General features: G+C 69.1%; 16 protein-coding genes, 1 tRNA gene and 4 pseudogenes. 4 read left to right on the forward strand and 17 right to left on the reverse strand.

The window, feature by feature from the left end; translation table 11 throughout:
• Nucleotides 1-137: 137 nt before the first annotated feature.
• Together LRS04_RS22835 and LRS04_RS22840 are read right to left on the reverse strand one after the other, a co-directional pair.
• Nucleotides 138-1,770, reverse strand: a pseudogene (locus LRS04_RS22835) (glycoside hydrolase family 43 protein).
• Nucleotides 1,767-3,021, reverse strand: a pseudogene (locus tag LRS04_RS22840) (MFS transporter). The pseudogenes LRS04_RS22835 and LRS04_RS22840 overlap by 4 nt, the downstream one beginning before the upstream one ends.
• A gap of 126 nt (nt 3,022-3,147) precedes the next feature.
• On the opposite strand from LRS04_RS22840, the gene LRS04_RS22845 reads away from it, so the two are divergent.
• The gene (locus LRS04_RS22845; RefSeq protein WP_257818346.1) at nt 3,148-3,960 is read left to right on the forward strand and encodes a helix-turn-helix domain-containing protein; all 813 of its coding nucleotides are present in this window, start codon (nt 3,148-3,150) and stop codon (nt 3,958-3,960) included.
• Here the strand turns inward: LRS04_RS22845 and LRS04_RS22850 are convergent.
• The 8 genes and pseudogenes from LRS04_RS22850 to LRS04_RS22875 all read right to left on the reverse strand — a co-directional run bounded on the left by LRS04_RS22850 (nt 3,957) and on the right by LRS04_RS22875 (nt 9,420).
• Entirely contained in the window at nt 3,957-4,379 is a 423-nt protein-coding gene (locus tag LRS04_RS22850; RefSeq protein ID WP_257818347.1) for a DUF3574 domain-containing protein, read from the reverse strand. The genes LRS04_RS22845 and LRS04_RS22850 overlap by 4 nt on opposite strands.
• Nucleotides 4,376-5,542 (reverse strand): isovaleryl-CoA dehydrogenase, encoded by a 1,167-nt coding sequence (locus LRS04_RS22855; protein ID WP_257818348.1) that lies wholly within the window; start codon nt 5,540-5,542, stop codon nt 4,376-4,378. The genes LRS04_RS22850 and LRS04_RS22855 overlap by 4 nt, the downstream gene beginning before the upstream one ends.
• 45 nt (nt 5,543-5,587) lie before the next feature.
• A complete protein-coding gene (locus tag LRS04_RS27245; RefSeq protein ID WP_308238214.1) occupies nt 5,588-5,884 on the reverse strand; it encodes a hypothetical protein in 297 nt (98 codons plus the stop codon).
• The gene (locus LRS04_RS22860) at nt 5,881-6,990 is read right to left on the reverse strand and encodes a lysozyme (protein WP_308238215.1); all 1,110 of its coding nucleotides are present in this window, start codon (nt 6,988-6,990) and stop codon (nt 5,881-5,883) included. The genes LRS04_RS27245 and LRS04_RS22860 overlap by 4 nt, the downstream gene beginning before the upstream one ends.
• 86 nt (nt 6,991-7,076) lie before the next feature.
• The gene (mgtE, locus tag LRS04_RS22865) at nt 7,077-8,492 is read right to left on the reverse strand and encodes a magnesium transporter (protein WP_257818349.1); all 1,416 of its coding nucleotides are present in this window, start codon (nt 8,490-8,492) and stop codon (nt 7,077-7,079) included.
• 154 nt (nt 8,493-8,646) lie between these two features.
• The gene (locus LRS04_RS28470; RefSeq protein WP_374577296.1) at nt 8,647-8,940 is read right to left on the reverse strand and encodes a GIY-YIG nuclease family protein; all 294 of its coding nucleotides are present in this window, start codon (nt 8,938-8,940) and stop codon (nt 8,647-8,649) included.
• Nucleotides 8,941-9,003: 63 nt separating this feature from the next.
• Nucleotides 9,004-9,089, reverse strand: a tRNA-Leu gene (locus LRS04_RS22870).
• 69 nt (nt 9,090-9,158) lie between these two features.
• Nucleotides 9,159-9,420: pseudogene (locus LRS04_RS22875) on the reverse strand (FliM/FliN family flagellar motor switch protein).
• A gap of 81 nt (nt 9,421-9,501) precedes the next feature.
• On the opposite strand from LRS04_RS22875, the pseudogene lipB reads away from it, so the two are divergent.
• Nucleotides 9,502-10,221 (forward strand): annotated as a pseudogene (gene lipB / locus LRS04_RS22880) (lipoyl(octanoyl) transferase LipB); the annotation flags it as partial.
• A 3-nt stretch (nt 10,222-10,224) separates the two neighbouring features.
• Here lipB and LRS04_RS22885 read toward each other — a convergent pair.
• The gene (locus LRS04_RS22885) at nt 10,225-10,554 is read right to left on the reverse strand and encodes a DUF805 domain-containing protein (protein ID WP_374577298.1); all 330 of its coding nucleotides are present in this window, start codon (nt 10,552-10,554) and stop codon (nt 10,225-10,227) included.
• Between the two features lie 102 nt (nt 10,555-10,656).
• Nucleotides 10,657-12,627 carry an acetyl/propionyl/methylcrotonyl-CoA carboxylase subunit alpha gene (locus LRS04_RS22890; protein ID WP_257818350.1) on the reverse strand — a complete coding sequence of 657 codons (1,971 nt, stop codon included), beginning with the start codon at nt 12,625-12,627 and terminating at the stop codon, nt 10,657-10,659.
• 57 nt (nt 12,628-12,684) lie between these two features.
• Between LRS04_RS22890 and msrB the strand changes: the two genes are divergently transcribed.
• Both msrB and LRS04_RS22900 read left to right on the forward strand, forming a co-directional pair.
• On the forward strand, nt 12,685-13,176 hold the full coding sequence (gene msrB, locus LRS04_RS22895) for a peptide-methionine (R)-S-oxide reductase MsrB (protein ID WP_257818351.1): 492 nt from the start codon (nt 12,685-12,687) through the stop codon (nt 13,174-13,176).
• Between the two features lie 64 nt (nt 13,177-13,240).
• Nucleotides 13,241-14,017: a hypothetical protein gene (locus LRS04_RS22900; protein ID WP_257818352.1), complete on the forward strand. Its 777-nt coding sequence runs from the start codon at nt 13,241-13,243 to the stop codon at nt 14,015-14,017.
• A gap of 1 nt (nt 14,018) precedes the next feature.
• Here LRS04_RS22900 and LRS04_RS22905 read toward each other — a convergent pair whose 3' ends face one another.
• The 5 genes from LRS04_RS22905 to LRS04_RS22925 all read right to left on the reverse strand — a co-directional run bounded on the left by LRS04_RS22905 (nt 14,019) and on the right by LRS04_RS22925 (nt 18,092).
• Entirely contained in the window at nt 14,019-14,633 is a 615-nt protein-coding gene (locus LRS04_RS22905) for an aminoglycoside phosphotransferase family protein (protein WP_257818353.1), read from the reverse strand.
• Nucleotides 14,548-14,844, reverse strand: a complete 297-nt coding sequence (locus tag LRS04_RS22910; protein ID WP_257818354.1) for an aminoglycoside phosphotransferase family protein — start codon at nt 14,842-14,844, stop codon at nt 14,548-14,550. Before LRS04_RS22910 ends, LRS04_RS22905 begins: the two co-directional genes overlap by 86 nt.
• A 9-nt stretch (nt 14,845-14,853) precedes the next feature.
• A complete protein-coding gene (locus tag LRS04_RS22915; protein WP_257818355.1) occupies nt 14,854-15,237 on the reverse strand; it encodes a hypothetical protein in 384 nt (127 codons plus the stop codon).
• Nucleotides 15,238-15,310: 73 nt separating this feature from the next.
• The gene (locus tag LRS04_RS22920; RefSeq protein WP_257818356.1) at nt 15,311-16,447 is read right to left on the reverse strand and encodes a BON domain-containing protein; all 1,137 of its coding nucleotides are present in this window, start codon (nt 16,445-16,447) and stop codon (nt 15,311-15,313) included.
• 118 nt (nt 16,448-16,565) lie between these two features.
• On the reverse strand, nt 16,566-18,092 hold the full coding sequence (locus LRS04_RS22925; RefSeq protein ID WP_257818358.1) for an acyl-CoA carboxylase subunit beta: 1,527 nt from the start codon (nt 18,090-18,092) through the stop codon (nt 16,566-16,568).
• Nucleotides 18,093-18,165: the final 73 nt, after the last annotated feature.

Genomic DNA, 18,165 nt, shown 5'->3' on the forward strand with positions numbered 1-18,165 from the left:
TAGTTTCATCCGTAGCTCGGTGACCGTGACCTGGACCTCCGCTGAGGTCCGCGCCTAGGCCAACTGGCAAGGTTCGGCGCCGCCATGCGGACCGACTATGGAAGGGCCGCTCCAGCGATGGGGCGGCCCTTTGCATTTCAGGGGATCGTCGGATCGCGGCGGTAGGCCCGCTCCTCGTAGTCGAACCAGTCGAAGTCGGCGGCGCGGCCGCCGCCCGACGTGTCCTGGCAGGCGACCCCGACGAAGGCTCCGGTGAAGTTCGGCTGTCCCGGCTGGGTGGCCTCGTCCGAAAGAATCGAGGCGTCGAACACCTCCGGCAGCCAGGACCAGCCCTGGCCTTCCGGCGCGTAGCCGAAGCGAAGGCGCTCGCAGTCCACCTCGACCCGGAGCCGGATGGGGCCGTCGGGGATCGCCATCGGCTTCGTGAAGGCGTCGCCCTGCGGACTGTCCGGCAGGGCCGACATCACCTGCAGCACCCGGCCCAGCGCCGCGTCGTGGGTGACGTGCAGATAGTGGAACTTCGAGCCGCCGTAGTAGCAGACGAGGCCGGCCGCCTGCTGGAAGTGGGCCGGCGCGAAGTCCATCAGGGTCTCGGCGCGGTAGCAGAACGCCTGCTGGCGGCGCGCCACCAGCGCCTGACGGAACAGGCTGCCGAGGCTTTCGCGGCCGAACAGGCGGAGCCAGCCGGGACGCTCGGCGAGACTGAACAGCTCCTCCGGATAGGGCGTTCGCAGCCACTGGAAATCGAGGGGAAGGCCCGGCTCGTCGAAGTCGGCGCGGACCGGGGTCGGCGGCCAGGGATGCGGCGCGAGGCCCGGCGGCTCGGCGACGATCTCCGGTGTCCCCCTGCCCGTCCCGGGTCCTGAGCCAGCCGTCCGCGCCCCAGACCATCGGCTGCAGCGCCGTTTCGCGGCCAAGGACGCAGCGGCCGCGGTTGGGCAGCGGACGGCCGCAGAGGTAGGCCGCCCACGTCGCGCCGTCGGCGGTCTCCACGAGGTCGGCGTGGCCGGCCCGCTGCAGGGGCGCGTGCGGCCGGTCGCGGCTGGTGAGGATCGGCCCGTCGGGATGGAGCTCGTAGGGGCCGAGGAGCTCCCGCGAGCGGGCCATCGTCACCGCGTGGCCCCAGCCGGTGCCGCCCTCGGCGGTGATAAGGTAGTACCAGCCGTCGCGGCGATAGAGGTGCGGCGCTTCGGTGAGCCCGAGCGGCGTGCCCTCGAAGATCACCCGGCGCTCGCCGACGAGCGCGCGGGCCTTGTGGTCGTATTCCTGGAGCACGATGCCGGCGAAGCGGTTGCGGCCCGGACGGTGGTCCCAGAGTTGGTTCAGCAGGTACTTGCGACCGTCGGCGTCGTGGAACAGCGAAGGGTCGAATCCGGACGAGTTCAGGAAGGTCGGATCCGACCATTCGCCGTCGATCTGGTCGGCGGTGACCAGATAGTTGTGGAAGTCGCGGAGCGACGCCCCCGACGCGCCGCCGACCGTCGTCCGGCCGTAGCGCTTCACATCGGTATAGATCAGCCAGAAGCGGTCGTCGGCGTGGGTCAGGCAGGGCGCCCAGACGCCGCAGGAATCCGGGTCGCCGCGCATGTCGAGCTGGGAAGGCCGATGCAGCGGCCGGGAGAGCAGCCGCCAGTTCACCAGGTCGCGCGAATGGTGGATCTGGACGCCTGGGAACCACTCGAAGGTGGAGGTGGCGATGTAGAAGTCCTCGCCGACCCGGACAATCGACGGATCGGGGTTGAAGCCCCTGAGGATCGGATTGCGGATCATCCGCGGCGCCCGGCCGGGTCGCGCACCAGCGTCCACAGCACCACAGTGCCGACAAGGTCGAGGACGCCGAGCGCCACGAAGAACGGGTCGTAACCGACGCTGGCGACGAGGCCGCCGATCAGCAGCGAGAAGATGAGCACGCCGAGGTTGCCCATGGTCCCGGCCATGCCCGCGACGGTGGCGACCTCGCTGCGCCGGAACAGGTCGGAGGCCATGGTGATGACGGTCACGGACAGGGTCTGGTGGGCGAAACCGCCGAGGCAGAGCAGCGCGATCGCCACATATGGGCTCTCGACCCGACCGACGAACATCATCCCGGTCATCAGGATCGCGCCCAAGGTGAAGGCGCCGCGCCGGGCGTTGATCAGGCTGACCCCCATGCGCTGCAGCCAGAGAACCACCGTCGGCCCGAACAGGCAGCCGAGGTCGGCGGCGACGAAGGGCAGCCAGGCGAACAGCGCGATCTGCTTCAGGTCGAAGCCGCGGGTGGTGACCAGGTAGAGCGGCACCCAGAAGGAGAGCGTCCCCCACGTGGGGTCGGCCAGGAACCGGGGGAGCGCGATGCCCCAGAAATTGCGCTGGCGCAGCAGGCTGAAGATCGCCGGGCGCGTGGCGGCGTCGGTGAGATGGGCCTCCTGGCCGGCGGTGATGCGTTCGCGCTCCTCGCGCGACATCGCCTTGTGGCGGTCGGGCGCCTCGTAGAACCCGGAGCCAAAGCACCAGCCAGACGAGACCGAGCGCACCGGTGATCAGGAAGGCAGCTCGCCAGTTCCAGGTGAGGATCGCCCAAGCGACCAGCGGCGGGGCCAGCATGGAGCCCACCGACGCCCCGATATTGAAGACCCCGCCGGCCAGGCCCCTCTCCTTGGCGGGGAACCAGGTGGCGACCGCCTTCATGCCCGCCGGTTGGGCGCACCCCTCGGCGAGGCCCAGGGCGGCGCGCAGCGCGGCGAACCCCTGCCAGCTGCCGGCCAGCGCATGGGCCATGGAGATCAGCGACCAGGCGCCGGCGAAGATGGCCAAGCCCCACTTCAGGCCGATGGAATCGAGGACATAGCCGCAAAGCGGCTGGAGCATGATGCCCAGCTGGAAGGCGCTGGTGATCCAGCCGTACTGCTCGGTCGTGATGCCCAGATCGGTCATCAGCGTCGGCGCGGCCACTCCCATGGTGGAGCGGGTGAGGTAGTTGATGATCGCGCCCAGCATCACCAGGCCGATGATCCACCACCGGAGCGCCTTCAGCGTCGGCATCGCGTTTCCTCGCGCCGCTCTGCCGGCGGCTATGATGTTACCGCTATCATCGTTCGGCCAAGCTCGTCCAGCCTGGGCTGTTCCAGACGTCATGGACGGACCGCACGCCCTCGCTAAGCTCCGGGCATGCCTGTCAGCTCCAGACCCGTCGGCGACCACCTGCGCGAATGGCGCCAGCGGCGGCGCCTAAGCCAGCTCGACCTCGCCCTCGATGCCGAGATCTCCACCCGCCATCTGAGCTTCGTGGAGACCGGTCGCGCGCAACCGAGCCGCGAGATGATCCTGCACCTGGCCGAGCAGCTGGATGTCCCGCTGCGGGAGCGCAACGTGCTGCTGGTGGCCGCCGGCTTCGCGCCGGTCTTCCCAGAACGGGCTCTGGACGACCCAGAGATGTCGGCCGCCCGCCGCGCCGTCGACGTGATCCTGAAGGGGCACGAGCCCTACCCCGCCCTGGTGGTCGATCAGCGCTGGAACCTGGTCGCCGCCAACCGGATGGTCGCGGCCATGCTGGAGGGCGTCGATCCGGCGCTGCTGGCGGCGCCGCTCAATGTGGTGCGCCTGTCGCTGCACCCCGAGGGCCTGGCGTCCCGGACGGTGAACGCAGCGGAATGGCGGACGCACATGCTCGACCGCCTGCGCCGGCAGGTGGAGTTGACCGCCGATCCGGCCCTGGTGGACCTGCTTGGCGAGGTGAAGGCCTATCCGGCCCCGCCGGCGAACGACCGGCGGCCCGACGACTTCGGGGGCGTGGCGATCCCGTTCCAGCTCATGTTGGGGGACCAGATGCTGTCATTCTTCAGCACGACCACGGTCTTCGGCACCGCGGTCGACATCACGCTCTCGGAGCTGACCCTGGAGACCTTTTTCCCCGCCGACGCCGCGACCGCGGAGATCCTGCGCCAGGCCCACGCGGCCCTGGCGGACAGGCCATCCACCTAGAAGGAGACGCAGGCGGCCTGGGTGATCAGGAGGACAGCCTCCTGGCTGAACTGCTTCTTGTAGGCCGCGCGCACGGCCTCGATCCGTTTCGGCGCATCGCCGCCCTTCGGCAGCACAATGAGCACCACCTTGGCGCTCTCGCGGATCAGCTGGCTGTCGGCGCCACGCCACTGGCCGCCGCCGTCGAGGACCGTCAGGCCGTCCGGGAAGCGCGGCGTGATCTCGGCGTCCACGAAGCGGGCGAAGTCCGCATCGGAGACGCCGGGCTTGTCGCCGATGTGGCGGCCGAAGAAAAGCTGAGCGGTCCGCAGGTGCTCCTGCCCCGCGGGACAGGCGGCCTCGGCCCCCGGCTCGACGTGGACGCTCGCACATCCCGCCAGCAGCAGCGTCGCAAGCCCGATGCCCCCTGCCCGCCTCATCCGCCGATCAGCTCCCGTCCGATCAGGAAGCGCCGAATCTCGTTCGTGCCGGCGCCGATGTCATAGAGCTTCGCATCCCTGAGGAAGCGCTCAACCGGATATTCCTTCGTGTAGCCCGAGCCGCCAAGCGCCTGGATCGCCTCCAGCGACACCTTCACGGCGTTCTCGGACGCCATGAGGATGGCGCCGGCCGCGTCGAAGCGGGTGGTCATGCCGGCGTCGCAGGCCCGGGCGACCGCATAGACGTAGGCCCGGGCCGAGTTCAGGGCGACGTACATGTCGGCCACCTTGCCCTGCATGAGCTGGAAGGAGCCGATCGGCCTGCCGAACTGCTTGCGCTCGCGGACGTAGGGCAGGACCACGTCGAGGCAGGCCTGCATGATGCCCAGCGGCCCGGCCGAGAGCACGGCGCGCTCGTAGTCGAGCCCGCTCATCAGGACGCCGACCCCGCCGTTCTCGGGGCCCATGACGTTTTCCTCGGGAATCTCGCAGTCCTCGAAGACCAGCTCGGCGGTGTCCGAGCCGCGCATGCCCATCTTGTCGAGCTTCTTCGAGACGGAGAAACCCTTGAAGCCCTTCTCCACGAGGAAGGCGGTGATGCCCTTCGAGCCCTCCTCAGGGCTGGTCTTGGCATAGACCACCAGGGTGTCGGCGTGCGGAGCGTTGGTGATCCAGAACTTCGTGCCGTTCAGGACGTAGCGGTCGCCGACCTTGCGGGCGGTGAGCCGCATGGAGACCACGTCGGAACCGGCCCCGGCCTCACTCATGGCGAGCGAGCCCACATGCTCCCCGCTGATCAGCTTGGGCAGATAGCGGCGCTTCTGGTCGTCGTTGCCCCAGCGACGGAGCTGGTTCACGCACAGGTTCGAGTGGGCGCCGTAGCTGAGGCCGATCGAGGCCGAGGCGCGGGACACCTCCTCCATCGCCACCACATGTTCGAGGTAGCCGAGGCCAAGGCCGCCCCACTGCTCCTCCACGGTGATGCCATGCAGGCCGAGCTCGCCCATCTCGGGCCAGAGCGTCCGCGGGAAGGTGTTGGTCTCGTCGATTTCGGCCGCGATGGGCGCGATTCGGTCGGCGGCGAAGCGCGCCGTGGTCTCACGGATGGCGTCGGCGGTCTCGCCGAGGCCGAACTCCAGGGACGGTCCATGGTTCGGGATCATGGCGGTGCGTTAGCACGCTCCGCGCGGCCTCGCGAGCCGCCTGGATCAGCGGCCGCCGTCGCCCCGTTCGGCCACGTCGCCGAGGCGTTGCATGAGAAGGAAGAGCGCGATCGAGAAGAACCCGACGCCGGCCACGCAGGCGAAGGCGCCGACCACCTTGGGCGTCAGCCACGTCGGCTCGTCCACCCCGGCCTGGGCGCTGACCGCCCAGAAGAGGCCGCCCGCGAAAAAGGCCAGGCCCAGAACCGCCAGGCTGAAGAGCGAGAGGTAGCCGTCCTTCGGCTTGCGCAGCGCCTGCACCGGATGCGGCGCGAACTCGTAGGGGGCGAGGTCGTCGATCACCACCCGGTCGCGCTCGACGGCGAGGGGGATGGCCTCGGGCTCGGGCTTGGGCTCGGGCTCGGGCTCGGGCTCGGGCTCGCCGGCCTCGTTGGCAGGCTCGGGCGGCGTGAAGAGATCAAGACCCGGGTCGGCGTCGGATCCCGGCGCCGCGGCGGGCTCAGCCGGCTCGGCCGGGCTTTCGTCGATCTCGGGCGGGACCAGCGCGAACGGCTCCGCCGCGGGCGCCGGTTCGGCGTCGGCGTCGGCGTCGGCCACCGGGTCCGCCGAACCGGCCTCTTCGACAACCGGTTCGACGGTGATCGGTGGCGCGAAATCGGCCTGCGGACGCACCTCCTCGACCACCGGGGTTCGACGTCCGGCTCCGGCGCGGGCTCGGCTTCGGGCTCGGCGGCGGGAGGCTTGGGTTCGGGCGCGAAGACCCGGGCGAGACGGGCGGTCACCGCCTCGGCCGCCGCGGTCACCGCGCTCTCGTCCTCCGGAGGCAGCGGGTACGGCACGGGCTCGTCGGCGCGGAGCACCTTCACCGCCTCGCCCTCCAGCGACGTGACGATGGGGGCCGGCGCCTGCGCTGGGACCAGCCATTCGGCGGCGGCGTCCAGGTCGGGCTTCAGGACGGCTGACGGCACCGCGACCCAGGCGCCGTCCGGCGGGGTCAGGAACAGGGTCTTCTCGGCGGCGCGGCGGCGGACCAGCGCGTCGATGACGATCACCTCGCCCTCGAACTCCGCCTTGCGCCACAGCTCCATGGCGCAGGCGGCCTGGATCAGCGCACCTTCGTTGATCAGCTTCAGCACCCGACTGCCCCGGAAGGCGTCGAGCCCGACATTGAAAGCAAAGGCGCAGAGGGCGTCGAACTGGTTCTGGGTGAGCGGCGTGAAGGTCAGCTCGGCGACGGCGTTCTGGACGCCCATCAGGTCGTAGATCAGCAGCGCCTCGGCGTCGGCCTCCGACGCCTCGGCCCCCTGCCGGGCGGAGAGCGTATGGCCATGACCGATCGTCCAGCGCCCGTCGGGGAGCTGGGCGGCCTTTCGGCGATACCCCTCGAACCGCTTGATCAGCTCGATCGCGGTGCGGGAGACCCTCTGGCGCGGCGTGATGCCGTTCAACAAACTGACCCGTTCTGACACAGACGCGAACGCGTCCTCGCAGGGTTAAGCAAGCCCTGGGCCGCTCACCCTACGACCGCCAAGGTTTACAACAGGATGAGCCCGGCCAGACCCAGGAAGGCGAAAAAGCCCATGAAATCGGTCAGGAAGGTCACGAAAACCGACGAGGAGACCGCCGGGTCGCGGCCCATCCGCTCCAGCGCCAGCGGGATCAGCGCCCCGCCCAGGGCGGCGACGAACAGGTTGATGATGAGCGCTAGGCCGAAGGCCACCGACAGCAGGGCGTCGCCGAACAGCAGATAGATCACCGCCCCGGTCAGCAAGGCGAGCACCGCGCCGTTCAACACGCCCACCAACATTTCCCGGATCACGGTCCGGCCGGCGTTGACGGCGGAGAGTTCGCGGTTGGCGAGCGCGCGCACGGCGACGGCAAGCGTCTGGGTCGCGGCATTGCCGCCCAGCGAGGCCACGATGGGCATGAGGACGGCGAGCGTCACCAGCTTGTCGATCTCGCCCTCGAAACCGCGGATCACGCTGGAGGCCGCCGCGGCGGTGACCGTGTTGATCAGCAGCCACGGCAGGCGCGAACGGACGATGCCCAGCACGCCGGCGTCGCGGCCCGCGTCAGACACGCCGGCCAGCGCCAGGATGTCCTCCTCGCTCTCCTCCTGGATGACGCCCACGATGTCGTCGACGGTGATCTGGCCCACGAGGCGTCCGCCCGTCTCGACCACCGGGGCCGAGATCAGGTGGTACTTGTCGAAGATGTAGGCGACCTCTTCCTGGTCCATGTCGACGGCGATCTCGGTCACCGGCTCCATGATCTGCGCGAGCGGGATTTCGCGCCGGGCGCGCAGCAGGTGGCTGACCGGCACGGCGCCCACCGGCTTGTAGGCCGGGTCGACCACATAGACGTCGAAGAACAGCTCCGGCAGGTCGTCTTCTTCCTTGCGGAAGTGGTCGATGGCCTGGCCGACGGTCCAGAACTGCGGCGCGGCGACGACCTCACGCTGCATCAGGCGGCCGGCAGTCTCGTCCTGATAGGCCAGCGTCGTCTCGATGGCCGCCCGCTCCATCTCCGGCATGGCGGCCAGGACCTGGGCCTTTTTGTCTTCTTCCAGGTCGTCGACGACGTCGGCGGCGTCGTCGGAGTCCATCTCGCCCAGCGCCTTGGCGAGAGTCGCGGACGGGACGTGCTCGAGGATCTCCTCGCGGATCTCGGTGTCGAGCTCGTTGATGACGTCGCCCAGCACCTCGGGATCGAGATGCGGTAGGAGTTCCTCGCGGTCGTCCGCGGAGAGGAAGCCCATCAGGTCGGCGATGTCCTCGGCCCGCAGCGCGCCAAGCAGCTCGCGCAGCCGTTCCGAATCGCCGCGGTCCAGCGCGTCGGCGACCATCCGGACGAATTCGGGATTGAAGGCGTAGTCCTCGCCAAGCGCGAGGTCTTCCAGGTCTTCGTCGGCCTCCGTCACCACCTCGGGATCGTCCGTTTCGCGTACCATGCGGACCTCCCCTGCTTCAGATGATGAGCGTGCTTTTCCTAGCCGATCGAATGATCCTGATTCACTGGTGCGGTCGAGTGGACAGCAACCAGCACTTCATTCGTGCTCATAGCGACACATCGCCGTTGGGCACAAGCAGAAGCGAACCGAGTGCTCAATTGGGCCACAGCCTCCGGCGCGCAAAAGCGTGGCCCGACCCGGACTTCAGATAGGTCTCGAACGCCTCAGCCTGAGCACGTTCCGTGAAGGCTAGATAGGTGACAAGCTTCCAGGGACGGTGCTTCGCCGTATGGGGCGAGCCACCGTTGTTGTGGGTCGTAATCCGGGTGCGAAGGTCCGACGTCACGCCGACATAGCGTTTCGCGGGATTGGCGACACTCGTCAGGAGATAGACGTAGAACAGTCTGCGCCCTCCGGCGGCCCGCCCTGCTTCGCCAAGGCTTCGCAGGGCATCCTACTCCGCCCGGATAGGCTCCACTAAATCCTGCGAAGCCCAGGGGGCGAAGCAGGATGGTGCGGTCGAGAAGACCTCGAACTTCCACGGGTTGCCCCACAGCGACCTCAACGCTGCGCGTCTACCAATTCCGCCACGACCGCTCGTGGTGAGGCGCGGCAGGTAGCAAACCCCAATCGGTTTGTGAAGCGCGGCGTTTCGCTGCCCTGAAATCAGGTGCTTTGGACGCCGCCGGCCATGAAGTCGTAGACGTTGGCCTCGCGGGTGACGGCGATGGATATCCGGTCGTCGTTGATCTGGATCTCGCCCCGGGCCACAGGGTGGTTGTTCACGAGGATCCAGACCTCCTCGTTCACGGTGGCATCGAGGGGGAATCACCGCGCCACGGCCCATGCGCAGCAGTTGCTGCATCGGGAGCTGAGAGCGCCCGAGGACAACCTGCACCTCGACATTGACCGCCTTGACCTGGCTCACCAACCAACGCCCCCACGCGAGGAACCGACTTTCAGAAGGCGGCTTTCCACGCGCCGCCCAGACCCCCCACATTCGTTCAACATGCTTGACCACGCATTAATTCCCGGGCCGGAGGCGCCGCTTTTCGGCCGGCAGGACGGCGTCGCGGCCGGCTGGGCCGTCTCATCGGGGCAGATTCCCTACCCCGCGGCCGTGGCGGCCATGGAGGCGCGCGCGGACGCCATCGCGGACGGCCGGGCGGGCGAGCTCGTCTGGCTGTTGGAGCACCCGCCGCTCTACACCGCCGGCGTCTCCGCCAAGGCCCACGACCTGCTCGATGCGAATCGCTTCCCGGTCTTCCGGTCGGGCCGTGGCGGGCAATTCACCTATCATGGCCCCGGCCAGCGGGTGGCCTACCTGATGCTGGACCTGACGAAGCGCCAGCGCGATGTCCGCGCCTTCGTCGCCGCCCTGGAGGCCTGGGTGGCTGGCGCGCTCGACGCCTTCAACGTGAGGGGCGAGATCCGGCCGGGCCGGGTCGGCATCTGGGTCGAACGCAGGCAGGCCGGCGCGCCGCCGCGCGAGGACAAGATCGCCGCCATCGGGGTGAAGCTCCGGAAGTGGGTCTCCTTCCACGGCGTGGCGGTGAACGTGGAGCCGGACCTCTCGCACTTCTCGGGCATCGTGCCGTGCGGGGTGAGCGACCACGGGGTCACGAGCCTGGTCGATCTCGGCCTGCCGGTGACCATGGACGAGGCCGACGCGGCCCTGAAGGCGAGCTTCCGCCGCGTGTTCGGCGAGGTCGTGGACGCAGCCCCCGCCCCTCTAGGCGGACAGCGGCGCGCGCAGCGGGTTCGGGCCGTAGCGGTTGGCGCCCTGTTCGCCCGACATCACCCCGAGCTCGATGCCGGCCCAGACCACGACGACGAAGAACAGGAAGTCGAGGAAGCCCACCGGGTGGGGCCAGACCGCCACCACCGACGCCAGGATCAGCGCCGCCCACCAGCCGGACCGTCCGCGGTCGTGCAGGCGCTTGGAGAGCACGCAGGCCCCGCAGTAGAGCAGCGCCGGATAGACGAACCAGCCCGTCAGCCAGTGGAGCGTCGGGCCCACCAGGGCCTCGTAGACCGCCGCGACCGCCAGCAGAACGAGCACGGCCAGCCAGGACGGCGTGCGCGCCGCCCGCCCCCCGCCGAGAAGAAGAGCTCGCCCCAGGCGATCTGGCCGTTCATGGGGCGACTATAGCCGAGCTCGCGGTCAGGCGAACTCCACGAGCACCTCGTCGGCCGCGACGCTGTCGCCCGACTTGGCGTTGACGGCCTTCACCGTCCCGTCGTGCTCGGCGCGGATGATGTTCTGCATCTTCATCGCCTCGAGCACGGCCACCACCTCGCCGGTCTTCACCTCCTGGCCGGCGACCACATCGACGGAGACCACCAGGCCCGGCATCGGCGAGAGCACCATCTTCGAGGTGTCGGCCGCCTTCTTCGGGGGCAGCTTCTCGTGCAGTTCCGCCGAGCGCTCGGTCAGCACCAGAACCTGAGCCTGGGCCGCCCTGTGGCGGATGACGAAGCCCTCGGCCGCCGGCTTCACCTGGGCGGTGAAGGGAACGCCGTCCAGGACGCCCCGGAACGTCGGCTTACCCGGCCGCCAGTCGACATGGGTCAGGCGCAGCGTCCGGTGCTCCTCAGGGAACAGCAGGCCGCCGTCCTCCACCACCTCGACCATGCGCCTCACGCCGTTCTCGACGACGATCCACTCATTGCGCTGGAGTTCCGGCGCGCTGCGGCTCAGGTAGGTCCGGTGCATGGCGCACGCCACCGCAGCCATCAGATCCCGCTGGAACTCCGTGGGCGTCACGCCGTGGAAGCCATCGGGGAACTCGTCCTTGATGTAGTTGGTCGAGATCTTGCCGGACCGGAACCGGGGCTGGTCCATGACAGCGGCCAGGAACGGCACGTTCTGGCCCAGGCCCTCGATGTGGAAGTCCTCCAGCGCCCGGCCCATGGCGTCGATGGCCTTCTCCCGGGTCTTGGCCCAGGTGGAGAGCTTGGAGATCATCGGGTCGTAGTACATCGAGATCTCGTCGCCCTCGCGGACGCCGGCGTCGTTGCGAACGATGGCGTCGCCGGCCTCGCCTTCCACCGGCGGATCGTACCGCACCAAGCGGCCGATGGACGGCAGGAACCCGCGGTATGGGTCCTCGGCGTAGATCCGGCTCTCCACGGCCCAGCCGTTGATCTTCAGGTCCCGCTGGCCGAACGCCAGCTTCTCGCCGGCCGCCGAGCGGATCATCTGCTCCACGAGGTCGACGCCGGTGATCATCTCCGTCACCGGGTGCTCCACCTGCAGGCGGGTGTTCATCTCGAGGAAGAAGAAGCTGCGATCCTGGCCCGCAACGAACTCGACCGTGCCGGCGCTGTCATAGCCGACCGCCTGGGCCAGGCGCACCGCCTGCTCGCCCATGGCGTCGCGGGTCTTCTTGTCGAGCAGGGGGCTGGGCGCTTCCTCGATGACCTTCTGGTTGCGCCGCTGGATCGAGCATTCGCGCTCGAACAGGTGGACCACGTTGCCGTGCTTGTCGCCCAGCACCTGGATCTCCACGTGCCTGGGGCTCTCGATGAACTTCTCGATGAAGATCCGGTCGTCGCCGAAGCTGGCCTTGGCCTCGGCGCGCACCGCCGGGAAGCCCTCCTCGACGTCCTTGCGGGTCCAGGCGACGCGGATGCCCTTGCCGCCGCCGCCGGCCGAAGCCTTGATCATCACCGGATAGCCGATCTGTTCGGCGATCTTGATGGCGTGGGCCGTGTCGTCGATCTCGCCCACGTGGCCGGGGACGGTGGAGACGCCCGCCTTGGCGGCGAACTTCTTGGATTCGATCTTGTCGCCCATGGCCTCAATGGCCTTGGGGTTGGGGCCGATGAAGACGATGCCCTCCTTGGCCAGCCGCTTGGCGAAGCCCGCGTTCTCGGAGAGGAAGCCGAAGCCCGGGTGGACGGCCTCCGCCCCGGTCTGCTTGACCGCTTCGACGATCTTGTCGGCCACGAGATAGCTCTCGGACGCCGGCGCTGCGCCGATGAACACGGCCTCGTCGGCCATTTCGACCGCCATCGAGTCGGCGTCGGCCTCGGAGTAGACGACCACCGTGGCGATCCCCATCCGGCGGCAGGTCTTGATGATGCGGACGGCGATCTCGCCGCGGTTAGCGATCAGGATCTTGGAGAACATTCCGGTCTTCAACACGGGCCCTTTAAGCGGCGGAGGACGGACCTTAGATTGGCGTCCATGAGCACGCCAGCGCTGTCCCCCTCCGGATTCGATCTCTCGGCCCCTAACCCTGAGGAACGCAAGCGGCTGGAGGCCGGCCTCACGCGCGAGGAGGCCGATGTCCTGCTGCATCACGGGACGGAGGCGCCGTTCTGCGGCGGCCTGCTCGACCAGAAGGACAGTGGGATCTACTGCTGCCGGCTCTGCGCCCTGCCCCTCTTCCGGCACAAGACGAAGTTCGAGAGCGGCACCGGCTGGCCCTCGTTTTGGGCGCCCTACGACGAAGCGCATGTGAAGGCGGTGCAGGACACCTCCTACGGCATGATCCGCATCGAGACCCGCTGCGCCCGCTGCGACAGCCATCAGGGCCACGTGTTCCCGGACGGTCCGCCGCCGACGCGCCTGCGCTACTGCATCAATTCGGTGTCGCTGGAGTTCACGCCCGAAGGCCAGCCGCTGCGCGATCCGCTGGGCCGCGGCGACAACGCCCACCTGCAGCCGGCCGAGTAACGCGCTGTCGGAGCCTGTTCCGCGCTCCCTGACCCACTCCAGCCTGTGGGCGCTGGCCGCCTGCGTGCTGGGCGTGGCCTGGCTCGCCTATAAGCAGTTCGCCGTCCCCGGCTCTGACGAACTGCCCGTCCGCCATGTGGAGGGCGGCGCTTCGGACGCCGAGCGGGCGACGGCGCGCGCGCTCCTGGCCGACGCCTACGCCGTGCTTCGCTCGCCGGCCTTCGACCGCAACCTACGCGCCCTCGATCGCCGGTATCCTGAGGTGTACGCGAACCGCGACCTCGGCGACGTCCCGCTGTCGCGCGTCGCCGACTGGGTCTCCCGACAGACCTGGGGCGCCCGGTACGCGTCGCTCGGGCTGGAGCTCGTGGGCAGCGACCACGACGCTGACCCCCGGCGCGAACACGCAAGCGCCGGCGGCTATCTCGGCTCCGGCGTCTATGCCTCCATGACGCTCGGCAGGGCGCACCTGACGCAATACCGGTCCATGGACCCCGTAGAGCGTTCGTGCGCCATCAACGTCGCAGCCCACGAGCTGTCGCACACGATCTCCACCACGCCGTTCTTCTTCACCAACGCCTTCACCGACACCCGCGCGCACGAGCCACGGATCGTGAACCGCGACGCCGGAAGCGTGACGCCCGTCGGCAGCTACCTGATCGGCGCGGTCGCCCAATGCACATGGCTGGAACAGCAGGGCCGCCTGCGGCGCGGCGAATTCACCGGCTGCCTCCAGGTGTTTGGGACCCGCAGCATGAACTGGGAACGCTGCACGGCCTTCGCCGACGGGGCGCCGGTGTTGCTGAAACCCTACCTGCCGTCGGCGTCCTCGCCGCTCTAGCCTAGCCGGCGGCGTCGAGGCGCGCGAAGGCCAGGTGGATGAAGTCGATGGAGCGGTCCGGATAGAGGCCGTCCTCCAGGCACCAAGCGAGGGAAAGCACCGCGTGGGCGCAGACCCACTGCAGCATGCGCCGGGGCTCCAGGCCGGCATGGCGGCAGACCAGCTCGATCTGGCGCTCCAGCCGGCCCGGGAGCAGCATCGAGGCCATGTCCGGGTTGCGGAAGATATTGGCGTAGTCGTAGGCCCGCTCGCCAACCACGCCCTTGGGGTCGATGGCCAGCCAGCCGAGGTCGCCGAAGTCGAGGACATTGCCGTGGTGCATGTCGCCATGCAGCACGCGGACATCCTCCGGGGCCGCGAGCAGGTCCTGGGCCAGGAGGTGGGCGCGGACGAACACCTCGCCCTGGCCTGTCTGGCGCTCCACGGACCGGAACCAGTCCTCCAGGCGGATGAGAGCCTCCGGCGGGGGCGTCGCGCGGGGCCGGTGCAGGCGCTTCAGGGCGTCGCAGAGCACGAGCGTGGCGGCGTCGTCACGGCCGTCGGCGACCCAGGCCTTGAGGTCCTCCCGCCCCTCGGCGCGGACCATCAGCAGGGCGTGGGCCTCGTGCGCCAGCACCGGAGCGGCCCCCCTCCCCCGCCCACCAGGTCATCACGTCCGCCCCCTTCACCTCCTCGTGGTAGAGGGCGAGCTTCAGCATGGCGGCCTGCCCATCCTGGCGGACAGGCTGCAGCACGCTGCGGGTCCAGAGGGTCTGGAAGGGCCAGCCGTCGGGGATGAGCCGCCAGCGGTCGAGCCAGGGCGTGGTGTCGATCGACGGCTCGGACATGGGAAACCGCTAGAGCGACTGATCGTCGATCTGGGTGAGCGCCCAGCAGCCGCGCCGCTCGAAGGTGAAGCTCATCGAATGGGCGTCGCTGTCGGGCCTGGCGAACCGGAATGTGGCCCGGGGCCCATTGTGCTCGGCCTTCTCGACCAGGCCCAGGCGGCGCCGTTCGGCGGCGGGCGGCATCAGAGGAAATGTCAGGTCCGATTTCGCCCGGCGGGTGATCACCTGCTCGGCGATCCCGCCGGGCTCGGAGGCGGTGACCACCACCGTCGGCGAGGTGAACTCACGCTGGAAAGCCACGTCCTCCCCGAAGCGGGCGAGGAAGGCGTCGAAGTCCCCCGAGCAGGCCGGCGAGATGCTCGCACAACCCGAGAGCAGCAGTCCGGCGGCCATTATCGGAAACGCGTCTCGGATCATGGCCGGAAGGATGGGCCCTCCCCGCCCGCGCGGGAAGGGCCCAGATCACTCAGCTGGTCTTGCGGCCCGTCGAGCTCTCGGTCGAGGTCGAAGTCGGCGTTTCGCGGCGCTGCGCAGCCTCGGTCGCGCTGTCGCCGAACCCAGTGCCGGAGCCGGTCAGCGGGTTCGACCCGACGCGCAGGTTGTTCTGCACGTGGTGCACGCCCGATACGCCCTCCACGAGGCGTTCGGCCCGGTGCTTGGCTTCCCGGTTCTCGACGCTGCCGGAGAGCGTGACCTCGCCGGCGGACACCTTCACGTCGATGTCGGACGCGTCGAGCCAGTGATCATCGGCCAGGCGCTCGCAGACATCGTCGTTGATCCGGTCGTCGGAGCGCTTGTAGCCCTTGGGCCCGAGGCCGCGGTGGCCGCGTTCGTAGCCCCGCCAGTCGTCGTGGGCGCTCTCGTAGTAGCGATCGCGGTCGCGCCCTTCCGAGCCGTCCAGCAGGTCATTGCCGCGGAACCAGTTGGAGATCTTCTGGCCCGCCCGGTTCAGGAACTCGCCCGCCCGGTACATGGGATCGCTGTCGTCCGCCTCGCGCCGGCCGCCGTCGCCGTAGCCACGCTCGTAGTCGTAGCCGCCGGTGCCGCCGGCCGCCGTGCCGCCGTAGGCCGGGCGCACGGAGCCCTGGCGGTAGTCGCGGCGCGCGTCGTAGCCGCGCGGGACGGCGCCATACTCACGGCCGCCCTGGCCGTACTCCTCGCGGAAGATCCCGCGCCGGCTGTCGTCGCCGTAGTAGCGGCCGCCGCCCGAATAGTCGCCGCTGCCACGGGTGTAGTCCTGGGAGCGGAAGGCGGGGCTGGTCCCCTCGTGGTCGCGGCCCTGCCACTGGCGGCCGTGCACGGGACCCTGGTCCTGGTGGCGGAAGGCGGGGCTCGTTCCGCCGAAGTCGCGATCCTGCCAGTCGCGCCGGTCGCCGCCGGTCCGGCCCTGACCGCCGTAGCTCGCGCCCGTCTCGCGCTCGCCGAACACCCGGTCGCGCCGGGCGTAGCGGGTGCGGTCCTCGTCGAAGCTTCGGTCCTCGTTGAGCCGGGGCTCGTAGCCGCCGGCGGCATCGTAGTCGCTGCCCCGTCCATAAGGCTCGGACCGTCGCCAGTCGCGCTCGCGCATTTGCCGCTCGCGTTCGTCCATCCACTTATCGGCCATGGGGGCAGTCCTCCGTGTTTCAGGCTTTCGCGCACAGGGCGCGTCACGTCTGAACACGGGGGGGACCGGGCGGTGTTCCGAACGATCTCTGCGATCCCGCCTTCGTGAAAGCTGGGCCTCAGAGCGGGATGTTGTCGTGCTTCTTCCAGGGGTTGGAGAGCGATTTGCCCTTGAGGTTCTTCAGCGCGTTGACGATCCGGCGCCGCGTGCCGTGGGGCATGATCACGTCGTCGATGTAGCCGCGCGAGGCCGCCACGAAGGGGTTGGCGAACCGGGCCTTGTACTCGGCCTCGCGCTCCACGAGCTGCTCCGGCGTCTGGTTGCGGAAGATGATCTCCACCGCGCCCTTGGAGCCCATGACCGCGATCTCGGCGGTCGGCCAGGCGTAATTCACGTCGCCGCGGATGTGCTTGGAGCTCATCACGTCATAGGCGCCGCCGTAGGCCTTGCGGGTGATGAGCGTGATCTTCGGCACCGTGGCCTCGGCATAGGCGAACAGCAGCTTCGCCCCGTGGCGGATCAGGCCGCCCTGCTCCTGGCGGGTGCCGGGCATGAAGCCCGGGACGTCCACGAAGGTGACGATGGGGATCTCGAAGGCGTCGCAGAAGCGCACGAAGCGCGCGGCCTTGCGGCTGGCGTCGATGTCCAGCACGCCGGCCAGCACCTGCGGCTGGTTGGCGACGATGCCGACCGGCTGGCCGTCCATCCGGGCGAAGCCGCAGATGATGTTCTTGGCGTAGTCGGGCGACACCTCGAAGAAGTCGGCCTCGTCCACGACCTTCCAGATCAGCTCCTTCATGTCGTAGGGCTTGTTCGGATTGGCCGGGACGAGCGTGTCGAGGCTCATCTCGTCGCGATAGGGCTCGTCGAAGCTCTCGCGGACCGGCGGCTTCTCGCGGTTGGAGGACGGCAGGAAGTCGACCAGCCGGCGGACCTGGGTGAGCGCCTCCAGATCGTTGTCGAACGCGCCGTCGACCACGCCGGACTTCATGGCGTGGATGCGGTAGCCGCCGAGGTCCTCGTGGGTCACGTCCTCGTGCGTGACGGTCTTCACCACGTCCGGGCCCGTCACGTACATGTAGCTCGTGTCCTTCACCATGAAGATGAAGTCGGTGATCGCCGGCGAATAGACGTCGCCGCCGGCGCACGGGCCCATGATGACGCTGATCTGCGGGATGACGCCCGAGGCCAGCGTGTTCTCGAGGAAGATGTCGGCGTAGCCGGCGAGGCTCTCGACGCCCTCCTGGATGCGGGCGCCGCCGGCGTCGAACAGGCCGATGATCGGCGCGCCCATCTTCAGCGCCTGACGCTGGACCTTGAGGATCTTGGACGCGTGCGCGCCCGAAAGAGATCCGCCGAAGACCGTGAAATCCTTGGAGAAGACGAAGACTGTCCGGCCGTTGATGCGGCCCCAGCCGGTGACCACCCCGTCGCCGGGGATCTTCTGCTCGGCCATGCCGAAGTCGACGGCGCGGTGCTCGACGAACATGTCGAACTCCTCGAACGAGCCTTCGTCGAGCAGGAGGTCGATGCGTTCGCGGGCGGTGAGCTTGCCCTTGGCGTGCTGGCTCGCGATGCGCCGTTCGCCGCCGCCCATGCGGGCGTTCTCGCGCTTGCGCTCGAGCTCTTCCAGGATGTCCTTCAAGTGGGTTCTCTCCCTACGCCAGCGAAGGCGTAGAGAGGTCCGTTCGTGAGGGCAAGCTCACGCCGCGTCAGAT

This window comes from Phenylobacterium sp. J367 (assembly GCF_024699985.1).
GTDB lineage: Bacteria > Pseudomonadota > Alphaproteobacteria > Caulobacterales > Caulobacteraceae > Phenylobacterium.